Origin of the sequence: Lachnoclostridium sp. Marseille-P6806, assembly GCF_900625025.1 — a bacterium.
Taxonomy (GTDB): Bacteria; Bacillota; Clostridia; order Lachnospirales; family Lachnospiraceae; genus CAG-791.
The window spans coordinates 368,903-393,357 of sequence record NZ_LR130575.1 but is presented as its reverse complement, the minus strand read 5'-3'; the positions used below and the strand labels follow the sequence as shown (position 1 = coordinate 393,357).

18 protein-coding genes and 1 tRNA gene are annotated in these 24,455 nt (G+C 58.9%); 1 reads left to right on the top strand and 18 read right to left on the bottom strand.

The genetic code is table 11. From position 1 onward, the window contains the following. Nucleotides 1–26 precede the first annotated feature (26 nt). The 6 genes from E0E20_RS04030 to argH form a co-directional block, all read right to left on the bottom strand. Nucleotides 27–839 carry a purine-nucleoside phosphorylase gene (locus E0E20_RS04030; protein WP_130836909.1) on the bottom strand — a complete coding sequence of 271 codons (813 nt, stop codon included), beginning with the start codon at nucleotides 837–839 and terminating at the stop codon, nucleotides 27–29. Between the two features lie 239 nt (nucleotides 840–1,078). After that, complete coding sequence (locus E0E20_RS04025) at nucleotides 1,079–2,914, bottom strand: serine hydrolase domain-containing protein (protein WP_130836908.1); 1,836 nt, start codon at nucleotides 2,912–2,914, stop codon at nucleotides 1,079–1,081. A 15-nt stretch (nucleotides 2,915–2,929) separates the two neighbouring features. After that, nucleotides 2,930–3,604, bottom strand: a complete 675-nt coding sequence (locus tag E0E20_RS04020; protein ID WP_130836907.1) for a UDP-N-acetylglucosamine pyrophosphorylase — start codon at nucleotides 3,602–3,604, stop codon at nucleotides 2,930–2,932. Nucleotides 3,605–3,606: 2 nt separating this feature from the next. After that, nucleotides 3,607–5,736 (bottom strand): DNA topoisomerase, encoded by a 2,130-nt coding sequence (locus E0E20_RS04015; protein ID WP_130836906.1) that lies wholly within the window; start codon nucleotides 5,734–5,736, stop codon nucleotides 3,607–3,609. 193 nt (nucleotides 5,737–5,929) lie between these two features. Beyond that, nucleotides 5,930–7,018 (bottom strand): aspartate-semialdehyde dehydrogenase, encoded by a 1,089-nt coding sequence (asd, locus tag E0E20_RS04010; protein WP_130836905.1) that lies wholly within the window; start codon nucleotides 7,016–7,018, stop codon nucleotides 5,930–5,932. A 111-nt stretch (nucleotides 7,019–7,129) separates the two neighbouring features. Continuing rightward, nucleotides 7,130–8,509 carry an argininosuccinate lyase gene (argH, locus tag E0E20_RS04005; protein WP_130836904.1) on the bottom strand — a complete coding sequence of 460 codons (1,380 nt, stop codon included), beginning with the start codon at nucleotides 8,507–8,509 and terminating at the stop codon, nucleotides 7,130–7,132. Nucleotides 8,510–8,732: 223 nt separating this feature from the next. Between argH and E0E20_RS04000 the strand changes: the two genes are divergently transcribed. Beyond that, nucleotides 8,733–8,805 (top strand) — tRNA-Thr (locus E0E20_RS04000). A gap of 62 nt (nucleotides 8,806–8,867) precedes the next feature. Here E0E20_RS04000 and E0E20_RS03995 read toward each other — a convergent pair. From E0E20_RS03995 to E0E20_RS03940, 12 genes are all read right to left on the bottom strand, one after another. After that, nucleotides 8,868–10,985 (bottom strand): GlgB N-terminal domain-containing protein, encoded by a 2,118-nt coding sequence (locus E0E20_RS03995; RefSeq protein ID WP_130836903.1) that lies wholly within the window; start codon nucleotides 10,983–10,985, stop codon nucleotides 8,868–8,870. A gap of 13 nt (nucleotides 10,986–10,998) precedes the next feature. Continuing rightward, the gene (locus tag E0E20_RS03990; protein ID WP_130836902.1) at nucleotides 10,999–12,237 is read right to left on the bottom strand and encodes a DUF1015 domain-containing protein; all 1,239 of its coding nucleotides are present in this window, start codon (nucleotides 12,235–12,237) and stop codon (nucleotides 10,999–11,001) included. Between the two features lie 33 nt (nucleotides 12,238–12,270). Further along, a complete protein-coding gene (locus tag E0E20_RS03985; protein ID WP_130836901.1) occupies nucleotides 12,271–13,434 on the bottom strand; it encodes a phosphoglycerate dehydrogenase in 1,164 nt (387 codons plus the stop codon). Between the two features lie 38 nt (nucleotides 13,435–13,472). After that, the gene (gene serC / locus E0E20_RS03980; protein ID WP_242622645.1) at nucleotides 13,473–14,558 is read right to left on the bottom strand and encodes a 3-phosphoserine/phosphohydroxythreonine transaminase; all 1,086 of its coding nucleotides are present in this window, start codon (nucleotides 14,556–14,558) and stop codon (nucleotides 13,473–13,475) included. A gap of 32 nt (nucleotides 14,559–14,590) precedes the next feature. Continuing rightward, nucleotides 14,591–15,460, bottom strand: a complete 870-nt coding sequence (locus tag E0E20_RS03975) for a L,D-transpeptidase (protein ID WP_130836899.1) — start codon at nucleotides 15,458–15,460, stop codon at nucleotides 14,591–14,593. A gap of 20 nt (nucleotides 15,461–15,480) precedes the next feature. Continuing rightward, a complete protein-coding gene (gene ilvB, locus E0E20_RS03970) occupies nucleotides 15,481–17,151 on the bottom strand; it encodes a biosynthetic-type acetolactate synthase large subunit (RefSeq protein WP_130836898.1) in 1,671 nt (556 codons plus the stop codon). A 23-nt stretch (nucleotides 17,152–17,174) separates the two neighbouring features. Then, nucleotides 17,175–18,848 (bottom strand): dihydroxy-acid dehydratase, encoded by a 1,674-nt coding sequence (gene ilvD, locus E0E20_RS03965; RefSeq protein WP_130836895.1) that lies wholly within the window; start codon nucleotides 18,846–18,848, stop codon nucleotides 17,175–17,177. Nucleotides 18,849–18,932: 84 nt separating this feature from the next. Continuing rightward, nucleotides 18,933–20,036 carry a 3-isopropylmalate dehydrogenase gene (leuB, locus tag E0E20_RS03960; protein ID WP_130836893.1) on the bottom strand — a complete coding sequence of 368 codons (1,104 nt, stop codon included), beginning with the start codon at nucleotides 20,034–20,036 and terminating at the stop codon, nucleotides 18,933–18,935. A 155-nt stretch (nucleotides 20,037–20,191) separates the two neighbouring features. Continuing rightward, the gene (yajC, locus tag E0E20_RS03955) at nucleotides 20,192–20,539 is read right to left on the bottom strand and encodes a preprotein translocase subunit YajC (protein WP_442911472.1); all 348 of its coding nucleotides are present in this window, start codon (nucleotides 20,537–20,539) and stop codon (nucleotides 20,192–20,194) included. A 150-nt stretch (nucleotides 20,540–20,689) separates the two neighbouring features. Next, the gene (gene tgt, locus E0E20_RS03950; RefSeq protein WP_130836889.1) at nucleotides 20,690–21,838 is read right to left on the bottom strand and encodes a tRNA guanosine(34) transglycosylase Tgt; all 1,149 of its coding nucleotides are present in this window, start codon (nucleotides 21,836–21,838) and stop codon (nucleotides 20,690–20,692) included. A 30-nt stretch (nucleotides 21,839–21,868) separates the two neighbouring features. Beyond that, entirely contained in the window at nucleotides 21,869–22,978 is a 1,110-nt protein-coding gene (aroC, locus tag E0E20_RS03945; RefSeq protein ID WP_130836887.1) for a chorismate synthase, read from the bottom strand. A 64-nt stretch (nucleotides 22,979–23,042) separates the two neighbouring features. Next, nucleotides 23,043–24,176, bottom strand: a complete 1,134-nt coding sequence (locus E0E20_RS03940; protein ID WP_130836885.1) for a lactonase family protein — start codon at nucleotides 24,174–24,176, stop codon at nucleotides 23,043–23,045. Nucleotides 24,177–24,455: the final 279 nt, after the last annotated feature.

Genomic DNA, 24,455 nt, shown 5'->3' with positions numbered 1-24,455 from the left:
ATTTCATGTAAGCAATGACGGATATGTCACATCTTCCGGACGGCGGCGGTCACAAGTCTTGTGAAGCGGTCGGAAGCCTCCCGACCCGCTTCGATCACCTCTTCCTCTGAGAGGGGCTGGCCGGTGATGCCCGCCGCGAGGTTGCTCACAAGCGAAATGCCGCAGATGCGCATGCCGGCATATGCCGCGGTGATGGCCTCGACGACGGTGCTCATGCCGGCGAGATCCGCCCCGAGCGTCCGCAGCATGCGGATCTCCGCGGGGGTCTCAAAGGAGGGGCCGGTGAGCTGTGCGTAGACGCCGGTTTTCAGCGTGACGCCGGTTTCTCTTGCCGCGCTCATAAGGAGCTCCTGCAGCTCCGGTTCATAGACATGGCTCATATCCGGAAACCGCACGCCCTCCGCATCGTCGTTGGGGCCGATCAGAGGATTCGGCACAAAGCATGAGATGTGGTCAGTCAGCATGGCAAGGTCTCCGGGACGGTAATCGGCCCGGATGCCGCCTGCCGCGTTGGTGAGAAACAGAGTTTCCGCTCCCAGAGCGCGCATGACCCGAACCGGCAGCACGACCTCGTCCATGGAATAGCCCTCATAGTAGTGGACACGGCCCTGCATACAGATGACAGGAACCTCGCCGACATAGCCGAGCAGGAAACGCCCCGCATGTCCCGGCGCGGTCGAAACCGGAAAGCCGGGAAGCTCCCGGTACGGAATTTCGGACGCATCCCGCAGCTGGCCGGCGTAATCTCCGAGGCCCGAGCCCAGCGTCAGTGCGACGCGAGGAACGAAGCCGGTTTTTTCACGGATACAGCGGACAATGGATTCAACAGTTTGAGACATGGTAACCCTCTATGGCGAAGCACTTTAGTGCGAGGCACGCGCCGCAAGCACTCTGCGCCGGCGCGCAGTGTGCCGAGCCGCTCTGCGGCTCATGTCGTCCCGCTGCCTGACAGCATTTTTCTTTTGCTGAAAGGTCCGCGCAGGCGGTTTTGCAGCTGCGATGAAAGGCTATTTGGGCTTCGGTGCAAATAGCCTTGCGAAAAATCAGCGCATCAGCGTGACTTTTCGCACTATTCTCCTCAGTTTTCAGAAACAGGCGCCGGCGGGATGTAAAATGCCGGCACGACCGGTTCGATAAAGCTCTGGATGGCCCGGGAGAGCGTATCCGGATTCATCATGCCAAGAAGCTGCCCGACAAGCGGGTTCGTATTTCCGGAGCCGACGGTGATCTGTTCCAAGAGGCCCGCAATGAGCACGTCGCCGGGATGCTCGCTCCAGTACAGCACGATATGCTCCCTGTCAGGGAAGAGGATCCGGAGCTCGCGCTCTGCCGCTTCCTCGATGAAAGCGATCTGCAGTGTGATGACGGGAACGCCGTTTTCGTTCTGCCCGAAGCGTCCCTTTGTCCCGACGAGATAATCCTCCCCGTTCATATTGAGGAGAACCCGGCGTCCTCTCCCGAAACCGACGGGAATGGCGTGGCGCTGTCCTCCCTCGGTGATGTCAAGCGTCAGCTCCCCGTTTTCAAGATGGAAAGCAAGGCGCGAGATGCCCTTCGTATAGTTGTTGTGGACGACCTGAAGAATCAGCGGAAACAGTCCCACGCCGCTCCTGTCGAGCTGCCATTCCGTGCCGTCCAGAGAGCGGAGAAAGTCTCTGCGCAGGAGTTCCTCCCGCGCGGCACGGGCTCCGGCTGCGCTCCGGCGGCTTTCCCTCTTCCATCCGCCGCACACAATCGGCAGCGCCGAGGACTCTCTGCCCTCGGCCTTTCGCCGGACGGCCGCAAGCCGCCTCTCCGCTTCGCGGTCCTTTGGCAGCGGAACGGCTGAAAAGGATGTGTCCTTTGAAAAATACCGGCGGACAAGCCTGGTCATCCGGCCGTCCTGAAAGACCTCCTCATTCCCCGCATTGGTGACGAGTATCGTATCCAGCGCAGGCCAGACATAGACGTTCTGCCCCAGCATCCCGTTGTAGACAAAGCTCCCGTGCATCTCGCCGGGCCAGAGCTGATAGCCGTAGCCGGGGTTGGCCGGCTGTCCGGTCTCGATCTGCGTCCGGGTCGATTCCGCCACCCAGTGCTCAGAGATCAGGGGCTTCCCGTTCCAGCGGCCTCCGTTCAGATAGAGCAGCCCCAGCTTTGCCGCGTCCTCGGGGGTGATAAACAGGCCCCAGCCCCCTTTGGTGTAGCCCTTGGGACTGGTTTCCCAGAATATTTTCCGTATGCCCATGGGAACGAACAGCTTTTCCTGCAGATAGCGGACCATGGTTTTCCCCGTGAGCTTTGTCACAATAGCCGAGAGCATCAGCGTGTTCATGCTGTTGTACTCAAAGCGGCTTCCGGGCGCGAACTTTACGGGGGATTCAAAATAGTTCTTCACCCAGTCGTTGCCGGATACGGCGCCCGCCTCGTTGAATGCGACGCCGGAGGACATGGTGAGCAGGTGGCGGACGGTCAGCTCGCGGAAACGGAGCACGGTCAGGAGATTCGGGATGGAGGAGCTCCATTCCTTTGCGAGAAGCTCGATGACGCGGTCCTCAAGACGGAGCTTTCCCTCGTCGATCAGGAGCCCCGTCGCCATGCCGGCAAAGCTCTTGCACATTGAGTAGCTGGCGTGCCACAGGCCGGCGGGATACGGATCAAAGCCTCCCTCGTAGATGACATGTCCGTGGCGGATGAGAAGAAGCTGATGCATGCGGAGCGCCCGATCCTCCATCAGCTCGCGGACAAAATCCGCGATATACCCGGAGTGCACGCCCTGCTCCTCCGGCGTGCTGCGGGGAAGCGGCTGCTCCGTGGGAGCAAGGAAGTCAAAGGCCGGTTTCTCCGGAAGAAAATCAACTTTTCCGAGCTCTCCCGTCTTCTGGTTGATGATGTCCCAAAGCAGCTGTATGACTGCCAGATCGGTATTCGCCATCCCGCATCCTCCCGCTTATTTCTTTTTCAGAGTCACCTCTGTCCGGCTCTTGTAAATGTGCTCCGCCGGAACGCAGCCGCGCACCATGGAAAGCGGATAAATATTGGTATGCCTGCCGATGACCGTACCCGGATTCAGAACCGAGTTACAGCCGATTTCCGCATAATCCCCCAATATGGCCCCCATTTTCCGGAGTCCCAGAGAGATCTGCTCCCCGCCGTCATGGATCACGACATCCGTCCGGTCGCTCTTGATGTTGGATGTAATGGCTCCCGCACCCATATGGGCGTGAAAGCCGAGCACGCTGTCGCCGACATAATTGTAATGCGGCACCTCGCAGCGATTGAAGAGAATGACGTTTTTCAGCTCGCAGGAGTTTCCCACGACACAGCCCTTTCCGATGATGGCCTTGCCGCGGATAAAGGCGCCGTGCCGAAGATCCGCATCCTCGTCCACGATGCAGGGGCCGGTGATGCTGACGCTGTCGCAGATCACCGCGCTCCTTGCGACCCAGATGTTCTCCCCTCTCTTTTCAAAGCGATCCGCGGGAAGCGTGGCTCCGAGCTCGGAAATGAACGCCCCGATCCTCTCCAGCACCTCCCATGGATAAGAAACGCCATCGAACAGCGCTGCGGCAATGGTCTCTTTCAGATCCAGCAGTTTGTCGCAGGTATAATCCTGAATTGCCATATCTATTTTGCCTCCTGATGCTTTCTACCTGTTTTTCCGGAGCCTCTGCCGGAGCTTTTTCCGGAGCTCCCGGAGCCTTTGCCGCGCGGGGGCTTTTCCGGATAAAACCGGGCGAGATGACGGAACTGTACGTTCAGCGCGTCGCGGTAATCGGTATCTTTGACGTGATTGGTGCGGCGCACGACAAATTCCGTGAGCTTTGTCATGTAGTCGTCTTCCGAGACCTCTCCTCCCGCCACACCGGTCAGCCCTTTTTCCCAGCTTGCCGTCAGTCTGGGATCAAGGAGCGGGCGCAGGGAGCAGGAAACCGTGTCGCAGATCATTTCTCCGAGCTGCGTCGGCGTGATGATCTGCGTTTTTTTATTGAGGGAGAGATAGCGGTTCTTTTCGAGCTTCGTGAGGATTCCCGCGCGGGTTGCGCTGGTTCCGATCCCGCTTCCCCGGATCTGCTCGCGGAGCTCCTCGTCCTCGATCAGCTGTCCTGCGTTTTCCATGGCAAGAATCATGCTGCCGGAATTGTATCGGGACGGCGGCTTGGTCTCGCCCTCGCGAAGGTCAAGCTTCTGCAGAGACAGAGCGTTTCCCTTTTTCAGCCCGGCAAAGCGGGCGGAAAGACTGCCGGAGAGCTCATTTTCCCCGAATTCGTCGCCTCTCTCCGCGTCGTCCTTTTTTTCATCTTCCCGTCCGCGGGAAAAGGAGAACTGCATTACTTTCTGATAGCCTTCCTCCCGGCAGCTCCGGACCGATGCTGAAAAAAGTTCGGTGCGGATCCGGATCTGCATGGATATTTTATCAAAAACCGCCGCGGGATAAAAGACGGCGAGAAAGCGCCGGACGATCAGCTCATAGACCTTCTGCGCGGTCTCCGAACAGGAGGACAGCGCGGAAAAGCCCTGTCCCGTCGGGATAATGGCGTAGTGGTCGGTGATCGCCTTGTCATCCGTGTAACGGGTTCCGGCAATTTTCTGTGCGCTGCCCATGACAGCGATTTCCGCGACCGCCGCCTTGTACATCGGCTGGGAATACAGACCGTTCAGATTTTTTGTGATCTCCTTTGCCACGGCGGAGGAAAGCACGCGGGCGTCGGTTCTCGGGTAGGTGGTCAGTTTTTTTTCATAGAGCTCCTGCGCGATTTTCAGCGTATCGTCCGGACTGATCTTGAAAAAACGGGAACAGTCGTTTTGAAGCTCCGCCAGATTATAGAGAAGCGGAGGATTTTTGGTTTCTTTTTTGCGAGTGACGGAATCCACAGCCGGAAGCGGCGGATCGTCAGGCGCCCCGCAGAGAATCCGGATCAGCTCCTCAGCGTCCTCCCTCTTTCGGAAGCCTTTCTCATTGTACAGCTTGACCGGGTCGGTCACGACGGAGCCCTCAGAGCTGTGCCATTCGGCCTGAAACCGGGCCCCGTCCGGCGTTTCCAGCAGGCAGAGCACGCGGTAGAACGACGTCCGAACAAAGGAGCGGATTTCCCTCTCCCGTCCCACGACCATACCGAGCACACAGGTCATGACGCGCCCGACGGCGATCACACAGCGATCCGTCCCGAGAAAGCCACGGATGGTGCTGCCGTAGCGCAGCGTCAGCGCGCGGGAAAAATTGATCCCCATGAGATAGTCTTCCTTGGCGCGCAGATACGCGGAGGCGCCGAGGGCGTCGTAGGCCGCATCGTCCTTTGCCTCCCGGATTCCGCGCAGAATCTCCTCCTTTGTCTGGGAATCGATCCAGACGCGGAGCTGACGCTTGTCGCGGACGCCTGCCTTTTCGGCGACGAGACGGTAGATATACTCCCCCTCTCTCCCGGAGTCGGTGCAGATATAGATGGTGTCCACGTCCGGCGAGCAGAGAAGTCCGCTGACAATGGAAAACTGCTTCCGCACGTCTTCGATGACCTGATACCGATAGGAACCCGGCGCCGGCACAAAAGGAATGGTGTCGAGAGACCATTTTCTGTATTTTTCATCATAGGCGTCCGGATAGCTCATGGAGACAAGATGGCCCACGCACCATGTGATAAGCGTACCGCCGTCTGCGGACTCCATGAATCCGTCTTTTTTCACAAAACGGAGCTCCAGCGCATCGGCAAACTGCCTTGCGACGCTGGGTTTCTCCGCAATAAAAACACGTTTTCCCATAATCCCTTACTGCTGTCTGCACAGACGGCCGCGGCAGTGCAGAAAAGCAAAGCCGTATAAAAAGCAAAGACCTCCTGCCAGACGCGCTGACCGAGTCGGTACGCCGGCAGGAGGCCGCCAAAAACCAGAATTTTTATCCGTCTCCCGCAGGCATGGAGCCCGGCTGTCCGGGCACCGTTCCCTGAGGGGCGTTTTACCTGTGCTGAATATAATTCTGTACCTTGAGGAGCTCAGCGCATTCCACCGCTCCGCCGGCTGCTCCACGGATGGTGTTATGGGACAGGCCGACGAACTTCCAGTCGTACACGGTGTCCTCGCGGAGCCGTCCGATGGAAACGCCCATGCCGCGCTCGTAATCTACGTCGAGCTGTACCTGCGGCCGGTTGTCCTCCTCCATATAGCGAATGAACTGCTTCGGAGCGCTCGGAAGAGCAAGCTGCTGCGGGATGCCCCGAAACTCACGGAGCTTCGCGATGAGCTCGTCCTTGTCTGCCGGCTTCCGGAAGCGGACAAACGCCGCGGCGGTGTGTCCGTACATAACGGGAACACGCAGACACTGGCTGGTGATGACGGGACCCGCAGAGGGAACAATCACTCCGTTCTCGAGCTTTCCGAAGATGCGCAGCGGCTCCTTTTCGCTTTTCTCCTCCTCGCCGGATATGTAGGGAATGATATTTCCGTTCATCTCCGGCCAGTCCTGAAAGTTCTTGCCGGCGCCGGAAATGGCCTGATAGGTGGTGACGACGACCTCGTACGGATCAAGGGATTTCCATGCCGCCAGCGCGGGCGTATAGCTCTGAATGGAGCAGTTGGGCTTGACCGCGATAAAGCCGCGGCTCGTGGCGAGGCGCTTTCTCTGGAACGGAATGACCTCCATATGCTCGGGGTTGATCTCCGGAATGCACATGGGGACGTCCGGCGTCCAGCGATGGGCGCTGTTGTTTGAGACGACCGGAACCTCCGCTTTTGCGTAAGTCTCCTCGATGGCGCGGATCTCCTCCTTGGACATGTTAAGAGCGCTGAAGCAGAAATCGACGTCCGCCGTGACCGCCGCCACATCGTCAACGCTTTTCACGACGATATTGCGGACTTTCTCCGGAATCGGCAGCGGATCCAGCTTCCACCGCCCCTGGACCGCCTCGGCATAGGTCATGCCGGCGGAGCGGGGACTCGCCGCAATCTCCGTGACCTCGAACCACGGATGATCTGCCAGCAGGGAGATGAATCTCTGCCCGACCATGCCAGTGCCGCCAAGTATGGCTGCTCTCAGTTTCTCACTCATAAAGGATCCTCCGTATATCAGTTATATTTGGAATATGTGATGCCGGTATCAAAATAATACGCAGCCGCGCGGCCGGGATACAATACAGGGGCGGCGCCGCCTGCGGGAGCGTCAGCTCTCGTTCAGATACTGCCTTGCCTCCGCAATGCTCTGCTTCATGGCGGCCGGGGCCGGCGCGCCGCAGGTGAGACGTTTTTCCACACAGCTCTTCAGCGACACGGCCTCGTAAATATCCTCGTCAAAGGCGGGACAGAGGGCACGGAACTCCGGAAGAGACAGCTCTCCGATCGCCTTGCCCTGCCCGATGCAGTACAGGACAAGCTGGCCGATGATGCGATGGGCGTCCCGGAAAGGAATGCCCTTTCCCACGAGATAATCGGCGGCGTCCGTGGCATTTGTAAAGCCCCGCGCGGCGCTTTTTTCCATTACATCCGTGCGGAATGCGACGGAAGCCATCATGGCATCGAACAGCGTGATGCAGTCGCGGCAGGTATCCGCCGCGTCGAAGACGGCCTCCTTGTCCTCCTGCATATCCTTGTCATAGGCCAGCGGGATGCCTTTCATGGCCGTCAGCACCGTGATGAGCGCGCCGTACACGCGGCCGGTCTTGCCCCGGACGAGCTCGGCGATATCCGGATTCTTCTTCTGCGGCATGATGGAGCTGCCGGTGGAAAAGCCGTCGTCCAGCTCAAGGAATCGGTACTCGTCGGAATTCCAGAGAATAATCTCCTCGGAAAAACGCGAGAGGTGGAGCATAATGAGCGAGAGGTCGCCCAGAAATTCGATGAGGTAATCCCTGTCCGAAACGGAATCCATGCTGTTGCGGGTCGGCCGGTCAAAACCGAGGAGCGACGCGGCATATCCCCGGTCGAGCGGATAGGTCGTTCCCGCCAGCGCGCCGGCCCCGAGAGGACATTCATTCAGGCGCTTCCCGGTATCACGGAGACGCTGTCTGTCGCGGCGGAACATCTCAAAATAGGCGCCGATGTGGTGCGCCAGCGTGACCGGCTGCGCTTTCTGGAGGTGAGTGAAGCCCGGCATGACGGTTTCGGTATGCTCCTCCATGATGGCAAGCAGCGTTTCGAGCAGATGCTTCAGCGCCTCATCCATGGCGCCGCATTCCCGGCGGACATACAGACGCATGTCAAGGGCGACCTGATCGTTACGGCTGCGCCCGGTGTGGAGCTTTTTCCCGGTATCTCCGATCCGGCGGATCAGCTCGGCCTCCACGAAGCTGTGAATATCCTCATATTCCTCTGTGATTTCCAGAGCGCCGCTCTCCAGATCGGCGAGAATCTGCGAGAGACCCTCCCGGAGATGCACGGCCTCCTCCCCGCTGATGATGCCCTGCTTCCCGAGCATGTCGGCATGCGCCATGCTGCCGGTGATATCCTCCCGGTACAAGCGCTGATCAAATCGGATGGAGGCGTTAAAGTCAAAGACCTCCTGATCGGTTTTCTTCGTAAAGCGGCCGCCCCAAAGCTGTGCCATCGAGCTGATCTCCTTTCTGATTCCGTTTTCGCTGATTGTGTGCCATTATAGCACAGGCCGGCTTTATTGGAACAGCAATATCAAACGATGCAGACGATATGCCGGAAAAAGCATGCAAAAAACATAGGAAAAGCTGCCTGCAAAAAGTATGCGAAAATCCGCTTGCCAAAGCTGACGAAAGTCTATATAATACAAAAGTGCTTGCGGTTCGCAGGCAGTTTATGCTGGAATAGCGCAGTTGGTAGCGCAACTGATTCGTAATCAGTAGGTCGTGGGTTCAAGTCCCATTTCCAGCTCTTCCGGGCTCAGCCATATGGCTGAGTCCTTTTGCATTCTTTTTGTATTCTCTCCCATTGATTTATTCCTCGTAGCGATAAAGCGAGACGCTGACCGGCGGCAGCACAAGCGACAGAGAATACCCTCTCCCGTCCGTCTCTTTCCGGACGGCAGCGGAGGCCGCCCGCGGAACCGAGGCCTCTCCCCCGTAGATTTTTGCCGCACTGCAGAAAATCTGACGGTAATTTCCGTCGTAGGGGACGCCGACCTCCGTCTTCCATTCGACGCCGGCGTTGTTTATGACGATGAAGATAAATTCTCCCGGTCTCGCGCCCCGGCGAATGGCACAGAGCATGCAGCGGCTGTCCGCCATCTGGCGGATCCACTCAAGGCCATCCGGACGGCTGTCGTTCAGATGGAGCGCGGGAAGCGTCCGGTACAGGCGGTTCAGGTCTCGGACCATGCGGAATACGCCTGCCGCAGGGCTCTTCGGCTCCGGCCTCGTCTGTGCCTTTGTCTCTCCGAGATTCAACATTTTAGCCCCGGGATGCACCATCATCATGGCGATGAGCTGCCGCAGGGCCGCGAATTTTTCCTCCCGGCTGCCGGGGAAAGCAGAGAGGACCGTCTCCGCTCCGGGGCCGATATCCTTTGCCGTGAGCGGAAGAAGAAAGCTCTCCGTATACTGATAGAGAAGATCCTCCAGCAGGAGCTCGTGAACGCCCTCGCGGAACAGCGGATCTACGGAGAGATAGCGGAGGTGAGAATTTTTCCAGCCATCCTGCGTTTTATAGAAGAAGCCGAGCCTGTCTTCAAAGACGCTTCCGGTAACGCCGCTCCATGCCGCGGATTCCTGCGCTGTGGTCACCGCTCCCGGATTGCGCCGCTGCAGCATGGAATTCAGATGCTTCAGAAATTCCACGGCATCCGGGTTTTCCGCACCGCCGTAGAGATTGGGGGTCCAGCCGCTCTCCTGCTTGCCGTAGTCGAGATACAGCATCGGCGCGAGATCATCGAAGGCCAGTCCGTCGGCATGCAGCGCTTCGATCTGAAAAAATGCGGCGGCCAGCAGATAATTGGAAACCTGCGGTCTTCCGACATCAAAATAGCAGCCCCTTCCGTCCGGTGTGAATGCCCGCAGCGGATCGGAGGACTCATAGACGGGAGAAAGGCTGAACTGCTCCAGTCCCTCGGGGCTGCGGTCAAAGCGGCAGGGATTCCATTCAAACAGGACTTCCACTCCGACGGCGTGGAACGCGTCGACAAGGGTCCGGAGCTCCTCGGGGGATCCGAAACGGGGATCCGGCGCAAAAAGAGCGTTGGAATCGCTCCGTCCCGGCCGGAACTGCACCGCGGTGAAGCCGAGCTCCTTTACATGGGCGGGAAGTATCTTCCGCGCCGTCCGGAAGTCCGAGAACGCGGCGGGGTCAAATTCGTAGACGGAAAAAGGCTTTTCGCTGCCTCGCCGCTCCGCGCGGGACGACAGAAACACGGCGTCCGTCCATGCAAAGCGGGAGGACTCCGTCACGATCGAGGCATGCAGCGGCGAGCCTCCCGTCATACGGGCATAGGGGTCGGATTTCCTCACCGTGCTGCCGCGCCGGTTTCGCAGCTCGTACTGGTAACAGGCGCCGGAGGAAACACCCGGGATAAACAGCTCAAAGACATCGCTCTCCCCGGAGCGGCTCATCTGATGCACCCGGCCGTCCCAGCCGTTGAAATCTCCGACCACGCTTACCCGGGCACAGCCCGGCGCATAGACGGCAAAGCCGGTTCCGGAGATCCCGTCGTACTCCATGAGATGCGCGCCCAGCTTTTCGCCGACCGTATAGTGAATGCCGGCAGCAAAGGACTTTTCGTCCTCGGGGCTCCAGCGGGACGGAAAGCGGTAGCAGTCCTCCGCCGTCCGGACAGCGCCGCTCCGGTCCGTAATTTCATAGCAGTAGGAAAGAGTACTCTCTTTTCTGCGCGGGAGAAAGCAGGCATAAAACCCGTCCTCATCCGCAAGCTCCATGGGAACGCGCTCTCCGCTCTCTTTCAGGACTACGGACACGCTGCCCGCCTCCGGCAGAAAGGTCTGAATCAGTATGCCGTTCCCCTCGCGGTGCGCTCCCAGAAGCTTGTTCGGCCGGTCACCGTCAGAATAGATGATCGATTCAATCGCCGGCCAGTTCATCAGCCGGTACAATTTCCGGTTCATGAAAATTTCCCCCTTATATCCTGTGAATGAACAGTCCGCTGAGGAGCTTGGGCTCAAACCATGTCGACTTCGGCGGCATCAGCTCTCCGATATCCGATACGGCGAAGAGCTCCCCCATCGACGTCGGGAACATCGAAAACGCGCAGACGCAGTCCTCGTGGCAGCGGCGCTCCAGCTCGGCGGTTCCCCGGATACCGCCGACAAAATCAATGGCAGGATCCGTGCGGGGGTCTGTGATGCCAAAGACCGGCGCCAGAACCTCCCTCTGCAAAAGGGATACGTCAAGAGCGCCGACGGGATCCGTGCGCCGGATCCCGGGTCTTGCAACGAGGTGGTACCAGCGATTCCCGAGATAAAGACCGAACTGCCCCTTTTCGACGGGGACGACGGCCTCCGCCTGCGGTGCGGAGACGAGAAATGCGCGGGCCAGCAGCGTCAGCAGCTCGTCCGGGGAATGTCCGTTCATGGTTTTCAGCACGCGGTTGTAGGCAAGTATTTCGAGCTGATTTTCCGGAAACAGGACCGAGAGAACATAATCAGCCTCCCTCTCTCCGATCCCGTCCCGGTCTCTCTCCGCGCGCTGCGCCAGTCCCACCCGGACCGCGGCGGCGCAGCGATGATGTCCGTCTGCAATATAAAGACAATCGATGCGGGAGAGATGCTTTGCAAGAAGCTGCTGTTCGTCGTGATCCGCAATCATCCAGCCCCGGTTCCGGACCCCTCCCTCAGAGAGAAAATCAAAGACAGGAGGCGTCTCCATGGCGCGCATTACCATATCGCTGATCGCGGCATCACTCCGATAGGCAAGAAAAACCGGGCCGGTCTGCGCGCCGCAGGCCGCAATGTGGCGGGTTCTGTCATCCTCCTTGTCCCGACGGGTATTCTCGTGTCTCCGGATGACGCCGTTCCTGTAATCATCGATCGAAACGAGCGCGACGATGCCCGCCTGCGTCCGTCCGTTTCGAGTCTGGGCATAGATATAAAAGCAGCGCTCCGGGTCCTGCACAAACGAACCGTTCTCCATCCCGGCGCGGAGCATATCGCGCGCCCGCGCATAGACGCGGGGATCCTCAGGCGTGATATCGTCCGGGAACTGCGATTCCGCCCGGTCGATGCCGAGAAAGGACAGCGGATGGGAACGGACGAAGCGCCGCGCTTCCTCCCTGCTGTACACGTCGTAGGGCAGCGCCGCGACAGCGGACTCAAGCCCCTCTTTCGGGCGATACGCCGCAAAGGCACGGATATCAGCCATAGTTCACCTCATCTGACGGATGGTGCGGAAAGATCATCGGACGACACGGACGCGGAATACGCCGTCGATGCGGCGAAGCGTCCCGATCAGCTCCTCCGACGCCTTTTCGTCCAGATCAATCATGGTATAGGCCACCTCGCCCTTTGACTTATTCGTCATTTCCGCGATATTCATGCCGCTCTCACCGAAAACATGCGTGAAGCGGCTGATCATGTTGGCGATATTCCGATGGAAAATCGCCACGCGGCCGGGCTTCTCACAGACGCCCATGCTGCAGGCGGGATAGTTGACGCTGTTGGTGATATTGCCGTTTTCAAGGTAATCCATAAGCTCGTGAACTGCCATGACCGCGCAGTTGTCCTCGGACTCCTCGGTGGAGGCCCCGAGATGAGGCGTTGTGATGCAGCCCGGATGTCCGGCGACCGTGGGATTCGGGAAATCGGACACATAGCGACGGATCTTTCCCTCATCGACGGCACGGATCACAGCCTCTTCATCGACAAGAAGATCGCGGGCCATATTGATGAGAATGACGCCGTCTTTCATACGGGAAATGGCCTCGGCGCCGATCATGCCTTTTGTTGCGTCAAGGAGAGGAACGTGCACGGTGATGATATCGCATTTTGCATAGATCTCATTGACGTCGATCACATGACGGATATCCCGGGACAGATGCCATGCCGCCTCGACGGAGACGTAGGGGTCGTAGCCGTACACCTCCATATCAAGGTGCTTCGCCGCGTTAGCGACACGGACGCCGATGGCTCCGAGCCCGATGATGCCCAGCTTTTTTCCGGCGATCTCCGTCCCCGCAAATTTCTTTTTTTCCTCTTCGGCATTCTTGGCGATATCGGGGTCGGTCCGGCTGCCTCGAACCCAGTCGACGCCGTCCACAATCTCGCGGGAGGCGAGCAGCATGCCGGCAATCACCAGCTCCTTTACGCCGTTGGCATTGGCGCCGGGCGTATTGAATACGACAATGCCTTTTTCCGCACAGCGGTCGAAGGGGATATTATTGACTCCCGCGCCGGCCCTTGCGATGGCAAGAAGACCGTCCGAAAGCTCCATATCGTGCATTTTGGCGCTGCGCACCAGAATCCCCTGCGCCTCGGAGAGCTCTTCCGTCTGCTGATAGCAGGACGTAAACTCATCGAGGCCTACCCTTGCGATATTGTTGAGACAAGCATACTGAAACATGATTTCTCCCTCCCTGCAGGAACATGCCGCGGCGAAGCTCAGCGGTTTTCTTTCTCAAAGCGGTCCATATATTCCACAAGCGCCCGCACACCCTCTATGGGCATCGCGTTATAGATCGATGCGCGCATGCCTCCGACGCTCCGGTGTCCCTTGATGTTGACGATGCCGTGCTCTGCCGCTCCGGCGACGAAGCGGGCGTCCGTCTCTTCGCTGCCGGTCACGAAAGGAACGTTCATCAGCGAGCGGTCGGCGGGCCTCACGGTGCCGCGGAACAGACGGGACTGGTCGAGAAAATCATAGAGGAGCTTTGCTTTCTCTATATTGCGCTCCCGGATGGCTTCCAGCCCGCCCTGCTCTTTCAGCCAGCGGAAAACCAGACCGCAGATATAGATATTCCAGCAGTTCGGCGTATTGAACAGGGAGCCGGCGTCCGCCTGCGTTTTCCAGCGGAGCATGGAGGGCGTGTTTTTCACCGGGGTTTCCTCCGGGATCAGGTCCCTGCGGATAATGGAAATGACCATGCCGGCGGGGCCTATGTTTTTCTGCACGCCGCCGTAAATAACGCCGTAGTCGCCGACATTCACCGGTTCGGAGAGGAAGCAGGAGGAGACGTCCGCCACAAGGGGATGTCCCTTTGTATTCGGAAGCGCATGGAATTTCGTGCCGTAGATCGTATTGTTCTCGCAGATATAGACGTAGTCGGCGTCCTCCGGAATCGGCAGATCGCTGCAGTTGGGGATATAGGAAAACGTCTCGTCCTCCGAGGAGGCCACGGCGACGGCATCGCCGTAGAGCTTCGCCTCTTTCCACGCCTTTTTCGCCCACTGCCCGGTGATGATGTAGGCGGCCCTGCCGTTCTTCATCAGATTCATCGGAACCGCAGCAAACTGCTGGTACGCGCCGCCCTGCAGGAACAGAACCTCGTATTGATCCGGAATGTTCATAAGGGAACGGAGTCCGGCCTCGGCCTCATCCAGAATGCCCTGAAATAATTTGCTGCGGTGGCTCATCTCCATGACGGACTGTCCGGAGCCGTGATAATCCAGCATCTCCTCCGCGGCAGTCCGCAGAACCTCCTCCGGCAGAACCGCCGGTCCGGCAGAAAAATTATATACTCGTCCCACTTGCTGCACCCTCCTCATAAAATATTTTTATCTTAATAGAAAACGACGACGGGAGTCCCGGTCTGGAGCATGGGATAGAGCTGTTCCATATTGGAGAGCGGGACGTTGATACAGCCGTGCGAGCCGGCCGTCCGATAGATTTCCCCGCCGAAGCGGGAACGCCATGTGGCGTCATGGATGCCGATGGCGTTGCGGTAGATGTTGACCCAGTAATTAACAAACGAGCGGTAGGCCGTTCCGTTTTTTTCAGAGCCGCCGACGAGGTACTGGTTTCTCGCCTTGGCGTTGACGCGGAAAATGCCGGTCGGCGTTCCGTTTCCGGCCCGGAGATTTCCGGTCACGACGGGCGTGGTAAACTTCTGTATGCCGTTTTCATAGTAATAGAGCACCTGTCCCGTCAGGTCGATCTCGACGTAGGTCTGCCCCAGTCCGTAGACCGGCGTATGGATCTGCTGAAGTCCCTGCTCCAGAGCCGCAAACAGATAATTCTTTTCGTATTCATAATTCATATAGCGGCGGGAATTGTCCCCTCCCTGTACAGAGACGACGCGTCCGTCCGTCGCGATGAAGTCCACGGCGTTTGCGTTTTCCGGGTACAGGTTGTCAAGCGCCTCGACAAAGATCCGGATCTTCTGCTCGTCCGGAACATATTCCTTTGTCTTTTTGTCCACGTAGAGGCTTCCGTCCGGATTCACCGCAAGCAGTGACTGGGCGATGATGCCGTTGACGGCGTAATACTCGCCGTCTCCGAAATCGTAGATAATGTTTACGGACTGCATGTCCTGCTTCGATGCGGCCCGTACCGGGAGTCCGGTGAAGGCAAGAGCCGCGGCAGCGGCCGCAAGGACGAGCCCTGCGGCAAGCCATCTCTGAAAGTTTTTCTGTCTGCGTGCTGAATCCATAAATTTTTCTTCCTCTCCGCTCAGTTTTCTATATCGGAGGCGTCAAACGCCGTGTCGATGGAGGCGCCGGGGGAAACCATAGGGAAGACCTTGTCATCCCGGTCAATCCGGCAGTCGAGAACGACGGGCCCCTCCTGCCGGAGCGCCGCCGTCAGAGCCTCCTCAAGCTCTTCCGCATTTGTGACGCGGAACGCCCGGCAGCCAAGCCCCTCCGCAGTGCGGACAAAGTCCACTTTATCCTCAAGGACAGTCTGCGAGTAGCGCTGTCCGTAAAAGAGAGTCTGCCACTGACGGACCATTCCGAGAACCTGATTGTTGATGACGATCTGAATGATCGGTATGTTGTACCGGCTCGCGGTGGCAAGCTCGTTCAGATTCATGCGGAAACACCCATCGCCCCCGATATTGACGACAATGCGGTCCGGCTGGCCGAGCTTTGCGCCGATGGCTGCTCCGAGGCCGTAGCCCATGGTGCCGAGACCGCCCGAGCTGAGAAACGTGCGGGGCTCGGAGTAGCGGTAGAATTGCGCGGCCCACATCTGATGCTGTCCGACATCGGTGGTGATGATCGCCTTTCCCTCCGTCATGCGATCCAGCGTCTCCATGATCTGCGGGCAGGTGAAGCGGGAGTGATCATAGTTCAAAGGGAATTTCCGGTTATATTCTTCGAGCTGTGCCATCCATTCGCGGTGCTCCTGCGGTGCGAGCTGCCGGTTGATCCGGCTAAGAACGCGCTTCAGATCCCCGACAACGGCGAAATCCGCCTTGACATTTTTGTTGATCTCGGCGGCGTCGATGTCAATCTGGAGAATTTTTGCGCCCGAGGCAAAACGGAACGCGTTCCCCGTGACGCGGTCGGAAAAGCGCGCGCCCAGCGTAATCAGAAGATCGCACTGACTGACGCCGAAATTGGTCGTTTTGGTGCCGTGCATCCCGATCATTCCGGTGTAATGCGGATCGTGCTGATCCACAATTCCCTGCGCCATCAGCGTCTCGCAGACCGGTGCGTCGATGAGACGGACCAGCTCGCGGACCTCTTCCGCAGCCCCGGACAGAACCGCGCCGCCGCCGGCGTAGATAAAAGGCTTCCGGGAGGCTGTGATCATCGCGGCGGCCTTTTCGATATCCGCATCGGAATACCGCTCCGCCGGCTCCTCATACACAGGCGCCTCCGGCTCGTACTCACAGCGGGCGGCGGTGACATCCTTGGTGATATCGACGATCACGGGGCCCGGCCGGCCGGAACGGGCGATGGCAAAGGCCCGGCGGATGGCCTTTGCAAGGATGGACACGTCTTTCACAATATAGCCGTGCTTGGTGATGGGCATGGTGATGCCCACGATATCCACCTCCTGAAAGGTATCCTTGCCGAGGAGAGGAAGATTGACATTACAGGTGATGGCTACCAGCGGAACGGAGTCCATATAGGCGGTGGCGATCCCCGTAACGAGATTGGTTGCGCCGGGACCGCTGGTTGCAAGGCAGACGCCGACCCTGCCGGTTGCGCGGGCATATCCGTCCGCCGCATGCGCCGCCCCCTGCTCGTGCGCCGTCAGAATGTGGCGGATCGCCGGGGTCTGATACAGCGCGTCGTAGACATTGAGGATGGTTCCCCCGGGATAGCCGAACACGGTATCCACCCCCTGCTCTTCAAGACATCTGATGACAATCTGTGCACCTGTCAGTTCCATACGCTAAGCCTCGCTGTTTTCACTCAGTCTGCTCCGGGCACCCGGAGGATCGCGCCGCGGTTGCCGCTCGTCACCATGGTGCAGTAACGGGCGAGATAGCCGTCCTGTATTTTCGGTTCGCGCGGCGTCCATGCCGCTCTTCTTCTCTCGAGCTCCTTGTCCGGGACTTTCATTTCCAGACAGTTGTTCGGAATGTCGATGAGAATGCGGTCGCCCTCCTCCACAAGCGCGATCGGACCTCCGACTGCCGCCTCGGGGGAGACATGGCCGATGGAAGCCCCCCGACTTGCGCCGGAAAAACGCCCGTCGGTGATGAGCGCCACGGAGGAGCCGAGCCCCATGCCGGCAATGGCAGAGGTCGGACTGAGCATCTCGCGCATGCCGGGGCCGCCTTTCGGTCCCTCGTAACGGATGATGACCACATCGCCTGCAACGATTTTCCCGCCGGTGATGGCGGCAATGGCATCCTCTTCGCAGTCGAATACGCGCGCAGGTCCCTCGTGAACCATCATTTCCGGCGCGACGGCGGAGCGCTTCACTACGCCGGTGTCCGGCGCAAGATTGCCCTTCAGTACGGCGATTCCGCCGTTTTCAAGATACGGACGCTCAATTGGGCGGATCACCTCGGGATTGCGGTTGACGGCATCTTTGATGTTCTCTCCGACGGTCTTTCCGGTGACGGTGGGGAGGCTCTCGCAAAGGAGCTTTTTCTTCGAGAGTTCTTTCATGACAGCATAAACGCCGCCGGCCTCATTGAGATCTTCCATATAATGCGCTCCAGCGGGGGCGAGATGGCACAGATTCGGCGTGCGGTCGGAGATTCCGTTTGCCAGCTCCGGAGTGAGCTCTATGCCGGCCTCATGCGCTATGGCGGGGAGGTGAAGCATGGTGTTGGTCGAGCAGCCAAGGGCCATATCCACCGTCAGCGCGTTCAGAAACGCCTCGCGCGTCATGATGTCGCGGGGGCAGATGTTCTTTTCCACCAGCTCCATGATCCTGTTGCCGGCATGCTTGGCCAGACGGATGCGCGTCGAGTACACGGCGGGGATCGTACCGTTGCCGCCGAGCGCCATGCCGATTGCCTCGGTCAGACAGTTCATGGAATTGGCGGTATACATGCCGGAGCAGGAGCCGCAGGTCGGGCACACGTTCTCCTCAAAATCTTTCAGCTCCTGCGCGGTGATCTTTCCCGCGGCATAGGAGCCGACCGCCTCAAACATCGAGGAGAGACTGCAGCGGCTGCCGTTCACCCGTCCCGCCAGCATCGGGCCTCCCGATACAAATATGGTGGGAATATTGACGCGGGCCGCGGCCATCAGAAGTCCCGGCACGTTCTTATCGCAGTTGGGAATCATCACAAGCCCGTCGAACTGGTGGGCGCGGGCAAGACATTCCGTGGAGTCCGCGATCAGATCACGGGTTACAAGGGAATACTTCATCCCCACGTGCCCCATGGCGATGCCATCGCAGACCGCGATGGCCGGGACAGTTACCGGCATACCGCCGGCCTCGGAAATGCCCTGCTTCACGGCGCCGGCAATCTTGTCGAGATTCATATGCCCCGGAATGATTTCATTCCATGAGCACACAACGCCGATCAGCGGCTTCTCCATCTCCTCCTCGGTAAAGCCGAGCGCGTTGAAAAGACTCCTGTGAGGAGCGTGCTCCGGTCCTTTTTTCACATTATCACTGCGCATAAAACCCTCCTCCTTTGCCTTGTGCCCCCTCAGGCAGACACAAAAGGCCGCCTGCGGCTGATACACTGCCGCTGCGGAATGCCGTCAGATGCGGGCGGCAATCTGCTCTCCCATTTCAGAGCAGGTGACAGGCCTGCATTTTTTTGCCTCCTCCGGGTCTTTCGGCAGCAGATCCGCTGTCCGGAGTCCGTCTGTCAGAACGCTCCGTACGGCATGTTCGACAGCGTCCGCTTCTCTTTGCAGACCAAAGGAGTAGCGCAGCAGCATCGCCGCGGAAAGAATGGTCGCAATGGGGTTGGCAATATTTTTTCCGGCGATGTCGGGCGCGGAGCCGTGGCTCGGCTCATAGAGGCCGAAGCTGCCCTCGCCGAGCGATGCCGAGGGCAGCATTCCGATCGATCCGGTGATCATGCTGGCCTCGTCGGATAAGATATCGCCGAACATGTTTTCCGTCACGATGACGTCAAACTGCTCCGGTTCCCGGACAAGCTGCATGGCGCAGTTGTCGACCAGTATGTTCTCAAAGCGCACGTCGGGATAGTCCGCGGCCTGCGCCGCGGCGATCTTTCTCCAGAGGCGCGAGGTATCAAGGACATTGGCCTTGTCCACACTGGTGACCTTTTTCCGTCTCCGGCGGGCGATTTCAAAGGCGCTCTTCATAATGCGGCGGATCTCATTTTCGTTGTAGACCGCGGTATCCGTCGCGGTGAGCACGCCGTTTACGGTTTCCGTTCGCCGTGCGCCGAAATAGAGTCCTCCGGTCAGCTCGCGGACAATGATAAGGTCAAAGCTGCGCGGTTTTCCGTCCCTTGCCGCCAGAGGACAGGAGGCTGCAAGCTCGGGGAACAGATAGGCGGGACGCAGATTGGCGTAGAGGCCGAGCTCTCTGCGGATGGCGAGAAGCCCTGCCTCCGGCCGTTTATCCGGAGGAAGCTGATACCACGGAGAAACCGCCGGGTCCCCTCCGATCGATCCCATCAGAACGGCGCCGCAGGACTTTGCGGTGCGCACGGCCTCTTCTGTCAGAGGGACGCCGTACCGGTCTATAGAGCAGCCCCCCATCAGAATGTCGTGATATGTGATGCTGTGTCCGTACTTTAAGGCAATGGCTCCTAGGACACCGGATGCCGCGGCTGTGATCTCCGGGCCGATGCCGTCCCCGCAGATGCGGGCGATGTTCATATCCATGCTGCGCTCTCCTGTCTTTTTGAAAATTCCGGCGACGATTCTTTTTAGAAAAGGGGAGGCCTCTCAGCCTCCCCCTCTGTATGCGCGTGTTCCGGTGAATTGCACAGGTCTTTCACCGGCTGCGCCATCGGGCAGTACGCTGTCCGATGAAGCGATCATTTCTTTGCCTTTGACTTCCTGTCGTCCGCCTTGTCCTCGGCGGCGACGGCGTCCTCCGGCTTCTCAACCTGCACGATCGCGGCTTTCTGCATGGGGATGCGGCAGTTTTTGTTATTCCCGAATTCCACGATCACCGTATCGTCGGCAATGTCGATCACGACCCCGTAGAAGCCGGAGGTGGTGAGGACGCTGTCCCCGATGGTCAGTGTGGAGAGGAGCGCATCTTTCTGCTTCTGCTCTTTCTTCTGGGGACGGATCAGGAAGAAATAGAAAAAGGCCACGATAAGAACAATGTAGACAATGGATACAATGCCCATGCTCCCCGTGCCTGCCGCCGACGTCATTAGGATTCCCTGATTCAACATAGCTGTAACTCCAACCTTTCCAAAGTAGAAAATATCAGTGCGTCTATATTACACCACGCAGCTCGGCATTGACAAGACAATTCTTTCTTTGCCGAACATTTGTCCGCATATCGCGGACGGAAGCCGCTCTCAGTCAGTATCCGCGCCGAGCGCCAGCATGTCCAGCTTTTTCCGCCGGAACGCAGCGAAGTGCCCTTCGTCCAGAGCCTCCCGGATCTGGCGCATGAGATCATTGTAGAAAAACAGATTGTGCATGACACAGAGACGAAGCCCGAGCGCCTCCTCCGCCTTGAGAAGATGGCGGATATAGCCCCGGGAATACCCCTCCCGGCAGGCCGGGCACTGACAGCCCTCCTCAATGGGTCTGGGATCTCTCTCATACCGTTTGTTCCGGATATGGAGCGTCCCGCGGTTGGTATAGAGATTCCCGTGCCGGCCGTTGCGGCTGGGATAGACACAGTCGAAAAAGTCGATGCCGCGGGCGACCCCCTCGATGATGTTCTCCGGCGTCCCCACTCCCATCAGATAGGTCGGCCTGTTCTCCGGCAGATACGGCACCGTCGACTCGATCACGGAATACATCTCCTCCGCCGTCTCGCCGACCGCCAGTCCGCCGATCGCATAGCCGTCCAGCTCCATCTCCGCGATTTCCTTTGCGTGTGCGATGCGGATATCATGGAACACGGCGCCCTGATTGATGCCGAAGAGAAGCTGCTCTTTATTGATCGTCTCCTCAAGCACATTCAGCCGTGTCAGCTCTGCCCGGCAGCGGCGCAGCCAGCGTGTCGTGCGGGCTAACGAATCCTCCACATAGCGGCGCTCTGCCCGGCTGTTCGGGCACTCGTCGAACGCCATGGCAATGGTGGATGCGAGATGAGACTGAATCTGCATGCTCTGCTCCGGGCCGATGAACAGCTTTCTTCCGTCGACATGGGAATGAAAATAGACTCCCTCCTCCCGGATCCGCCGCAGATCAGAGAGCGAAAAAACCTGAAATCCTCCCGAATCCGTGAGAATCGGATGACTCCAGTGCGTCATCCTGTGCAGGCCGCCCAGATCATACACCACATCGTCTCCGGGGCGGACATGCAGGTGATAGGTATTGCACAGCATGACCTGCGTGTCTATGCTCTCCAAGTCTTTGCCGGAGAGTCCGCCCTTGATCGCAGCGGAGGTCGCCACATTCATGAACACCGGAGTCTCAATCGTGCCGTGTACGGTGTGAAAACGGGCGCGCTTCGCCGTCCCTTCTTTTTTCAGAAGCTCATATTCTGCCATAATCCGTTTCCTGTCATTTGCTTCGGTCTGTCACTTTTTGCGGTAAAAGCGGCGGACATCCTCCGCTCTTGCGCTCATGCCGCAGAGCATGGCGTCAAGTATTGTCAGAGCACACATAGCCTCGACGACCACGACGGCCCGCGGTACAATGACCGGATCGTGGCGGCCGCGGATGAGGAGCCGGCGCGGGGCCCCGCTCTCGTCGACGGTCGTCTGCTCGCGGAAGATGGAGGGCGTCGGCTTGATGGAGCAGCGGAGAAGAATGTCGCAGCCGTCGGATATGCCGCCCAGAATGCCGCCGGCGTGATTCGAGGCGGCGGTGATCCCTCCGGTGGCCTCGTCTGCGATAAATAGATCGTTATTTTCAGAGCCCTTTGCGGCGGCCGACGCCATTCCGTCGCCGATCTCGACGGCCTTGACGCCTCCGATGGAGACGAGGGCCGACGCGAGCCTTGCGTCGAGCTTGTCAAACACGGGGTCGCCGATGCCGGCAGGAACGCCGCGGATCACCGCTTCGATCACGCCGCCCGCGGAGTCCTTTTCCTCCATGCACTGTGCGAGATATTCCATGGCGCGGCGGTTCGCCTCCGCATCAGGCATGGCAGTGGGCATCGCCGCAATCAGTGAGCGGTCAAACGCCGCCGGATCGGCGGCGACGGGACCGATGGCGGCGGTGTAGGCAAAGAGGTCGATTCCGAGCTCCCGCAGGAGCTTCGCGGCAACGGCACCGGCTGCCACGCGCCCCGCCGTCTCGCGCCCTGAGGAGCGGCCGCCGCCCCGGTAATCGCGGATGCCGTATTTCGCATAGTAGCCGTAATCCGCGTGACCCGGCCGGAAGCAGTCTTTCAGATCGCCGTAATCCGCGGAGCGCTGCGCATTGCTGCGGATCAGCATGGAGATGGGAGTACCGGTCGTTTTTCCCTCAAACACCCCCGAGAGGAGCTCCACTCTGTCGTCCTCTCGCCGCGGCGTGGAAACGGCTGTCCGTCCCGGCCGGCGTCTGTCGAGAAAAGGCTGGATGTCCGCCTCACAGAGCTCCATTCCGGCGGGGAAGCCGTCCAGCACCGCTCCGATCGCAGGGCCGTGGGACTCGCCCCATGTCGTAACTTTCAATATGCTTCCGAAAACCGAACCCGCCATATCGTTCTGCTCCCTCCTGCGGACAGGCACTCCGCCGGTTGTCCCGCTCCCGACGCGGGGCGCTTTATTGCTGTCCCTCGGTCAGCCGGTGGAAAATACAGCAGTTCGGCTGATCGATTTTCATTTCCTTTGCGCACATGACGATCAGTCCCTTGTCCAGATCAACGCGGAAGAACGTCATGGTATTCGACTCGTGATTCAGCGACACCAGATGGCGGTTGTCCGGGAACATCTCCACGTCTTTCGGATAATCGCCGCTGACCGGCAGGCACAGCACACGCTGCAGAAGCCCCGTCTCCTGATCGATCCGGAAAATGACGACGCTGTTGTCGCCGGCATTGGAGCTGATCAGATATCGGGAATCCTCTGAAAAATTCAGCGCGCTCGCCGCAGAATTGCTCGCGTGATAATCGTTCAGCGTTGAGATAGTCTGAATTTTCTCAAATTCCGGGTCGTCATTCTGCTCCAGCGTGTACCGGTAGACGTCGATGACGTTCTTGAGCTCATGAACAATATACGCAAAGCGTCCGTTGGGAGAAAACTTGATGTGCCTCGGCGCGGATTCCTGCTCGCTGTGGATGGTGTCCACATGGCGGATTTTGCCGCGAACCGGATCAAAGGAATAGACGCTGGTGTTGTCGAGTCCCAAGTCGCAGGCGCACAGAAAGCGATTGTCCCTCGTCATCTTGACGCACTGCACATGCGGGCGGAAATTGCGCTCGGCGATGCTTCCCAGTCCCTTGTGATATACCTCGTCCGTGATTTCTCCCACGGAGCCGTCCTCGCGGATGCGCAGCACGGTGATTTTCCCGTCGTGATAGCCGGATACAAAGAGCCAGCGATCCGTATAGTCCGTGGAGAGATAAGAGCCCCGCATTCCGTTGATGGACGCGCGGCCGATAAACGCAAGATCCCCTCCGCCCGTGATGCGGAAGCTCTCCACCCCCTCGTCCGTAATGGAATAGAGAAACTGCCGGCTGTGCGAAATCGTCAGATAAGAGGAATTGGTGATCTCGACCTGATCCTTTTCAATAAGAAGACCGCGCTCCATGTCCACGTCATAGATGCGGATGCCGAATTTGTCTTTCTGCGCGGAGGTATAGCTGGAAACGTACGCGACATATTTCGCGCCGTCCGCGATGCGGCCCTCTTTGCGGGCCGCGTTTTTTTCTGTAAGGCTCCTGTTTTTTTCTGCCATATCTGCCCTCGTACTGCACTGCTGCGCCCACACTTCGGACCTGCACGGATACGGGGCCGGGAACCGGCTCTGCGCAGCGAGGACCGGTCTTTTGTCATCTTATCATAAATCGTCTTTCCGGTGAAACTTTTCATGGAAATCCGGAAGTGTTTCCGATACAATAAATGCAATGCGCCGCAGACCCGCGGGCGCAGAAAAAGCGCGGCCGCAGGGGAAAGCGGCTTCTTGTTCGCGCGCCGGCCGCAAGGCGGCGCAGAAGAGCCTTGAGGAGGAAAAGAG

Excerpts from the sequence above, each read along its gene's own strand:
- E0E20_RS04030 (WP_130836909.1), bottom strand. The coding sequence starts at position 839 with ATGTCTCAAACTGTTGAATCCATTGTCCGCTGTATCCGTGAAAAAACC.
- E0E20_RS04025 (WP_130836908.1), bottom strand. The coding sequence starts at position 2,914 with ATGGCGAATACCGATCTGGCAGTCATACAGCTGCTTTGGGACATCATC.
- E0E20_RS04020 (WP_130836907.1), bottom strand. The coding sequence starts at position 3,604 with ATGGCAATTCAGGATTATACCTGCGACAAACTGCTGGATCTGAAAGAG.
- E0E20_RS04015 (WP_130836906.1), bottom strand. The coding sequence starts at position 5,736 with ATGGGAAAACGTGTTTTTATTGCGGAGAAACCCAGCGTCGCAAGGCAG.
- asd (WP_130836905.1), bottom strand. The coding sequence starts at position 7,018 with ATGAGTGAGAAACTGAGAGCAGCCATACTTGGCGGCACTGGCATGGTC.
- argH (WP_130836904.1), bottom strand. The coding sequence starts at position 8,509 with ATGGCACAGCTTTGGGGCGGCCGCTTTACGAAGAAAACCGATCAGGAG.
- E0E20_RS03995 (WP_130836903.1), bottom strand. The coding sequence starts at position 10,985 with ATGAACCGGAAATTGTACCGGCTGATGAACTGGCCGGCGATTGAATCG.
- E0E20_RS03990 (WP_130836902.1), bottom strand. The coding sequence starts at position 12,237 with ATGGCTGATATCCGTGCCTTTGCGGCGTATCGCCCGAAAGAGGGGCTT.
- E0E20_RS03985 (WP_130836901.1), bottom strand. The coding sequence starts at position 13,434 with ATGTTTCAGTATGCTTGTCTCAACAATATCGCAAGGGTAGGCCTCGAT.
- E0E20_RS03975 (WP_130836899.1), bottom strand. The coding sequence starts at position 15,460 with ATGGATTCAGCACGCAGACAGAAAAACTTTCAGAGATGGCTTGCCGCA.
- ilvB (WP_130836898.1), bottom strand. The coding sequence starts at position 17,151 with ATGGAACTGACAGGTGCACAGATTGTCATCAGATGTCTTGAAGAGCAG.
- ilvD (WP_130836895.1), bottom strand. The coding sequence starts at position 18,848 with ATGCGCAGTGATAATGTGAAAAAAGGACCGGAGCACGCTCCTCACAGG.
- leuB (WP_130836893.1), bottom strand. The coding sequence starts at position 20,036 with ATGGATATGAACATCGCCCGCATCTGCGGGGACGGCATCGGCCCGGAG.
- yajC (WP_442911472.1), bottom strand. The coding sequence starts at position 20,539 with ATGACGTCGGCGGCAGGCACGGGGAGCATGGGCATTGTATCCATTGTC.
- tgt (WP_130836889.1), bottom strand. The coding sequence starts at position 21,838 with ATGGCAGAATATGAGCTTCTGAAAAAAGAAGGGACGGCGAAGCGCGCC.
- aroC (WP_130836887.1), bottom strand. The coding sequence starts at position 22,978 with ATGGCGGGTTCGGTTTTCGGAAGCATATTGAAAGTTACGACATGGGGC.
- E0E20_RS03940 (WP_130836885.1), bottom strand. The coding sequence starts at position 24,176 with ATGGCAGAAAAAAACAGGAGCCTTACAGAAAAAAACGCGGCCCGCAAA.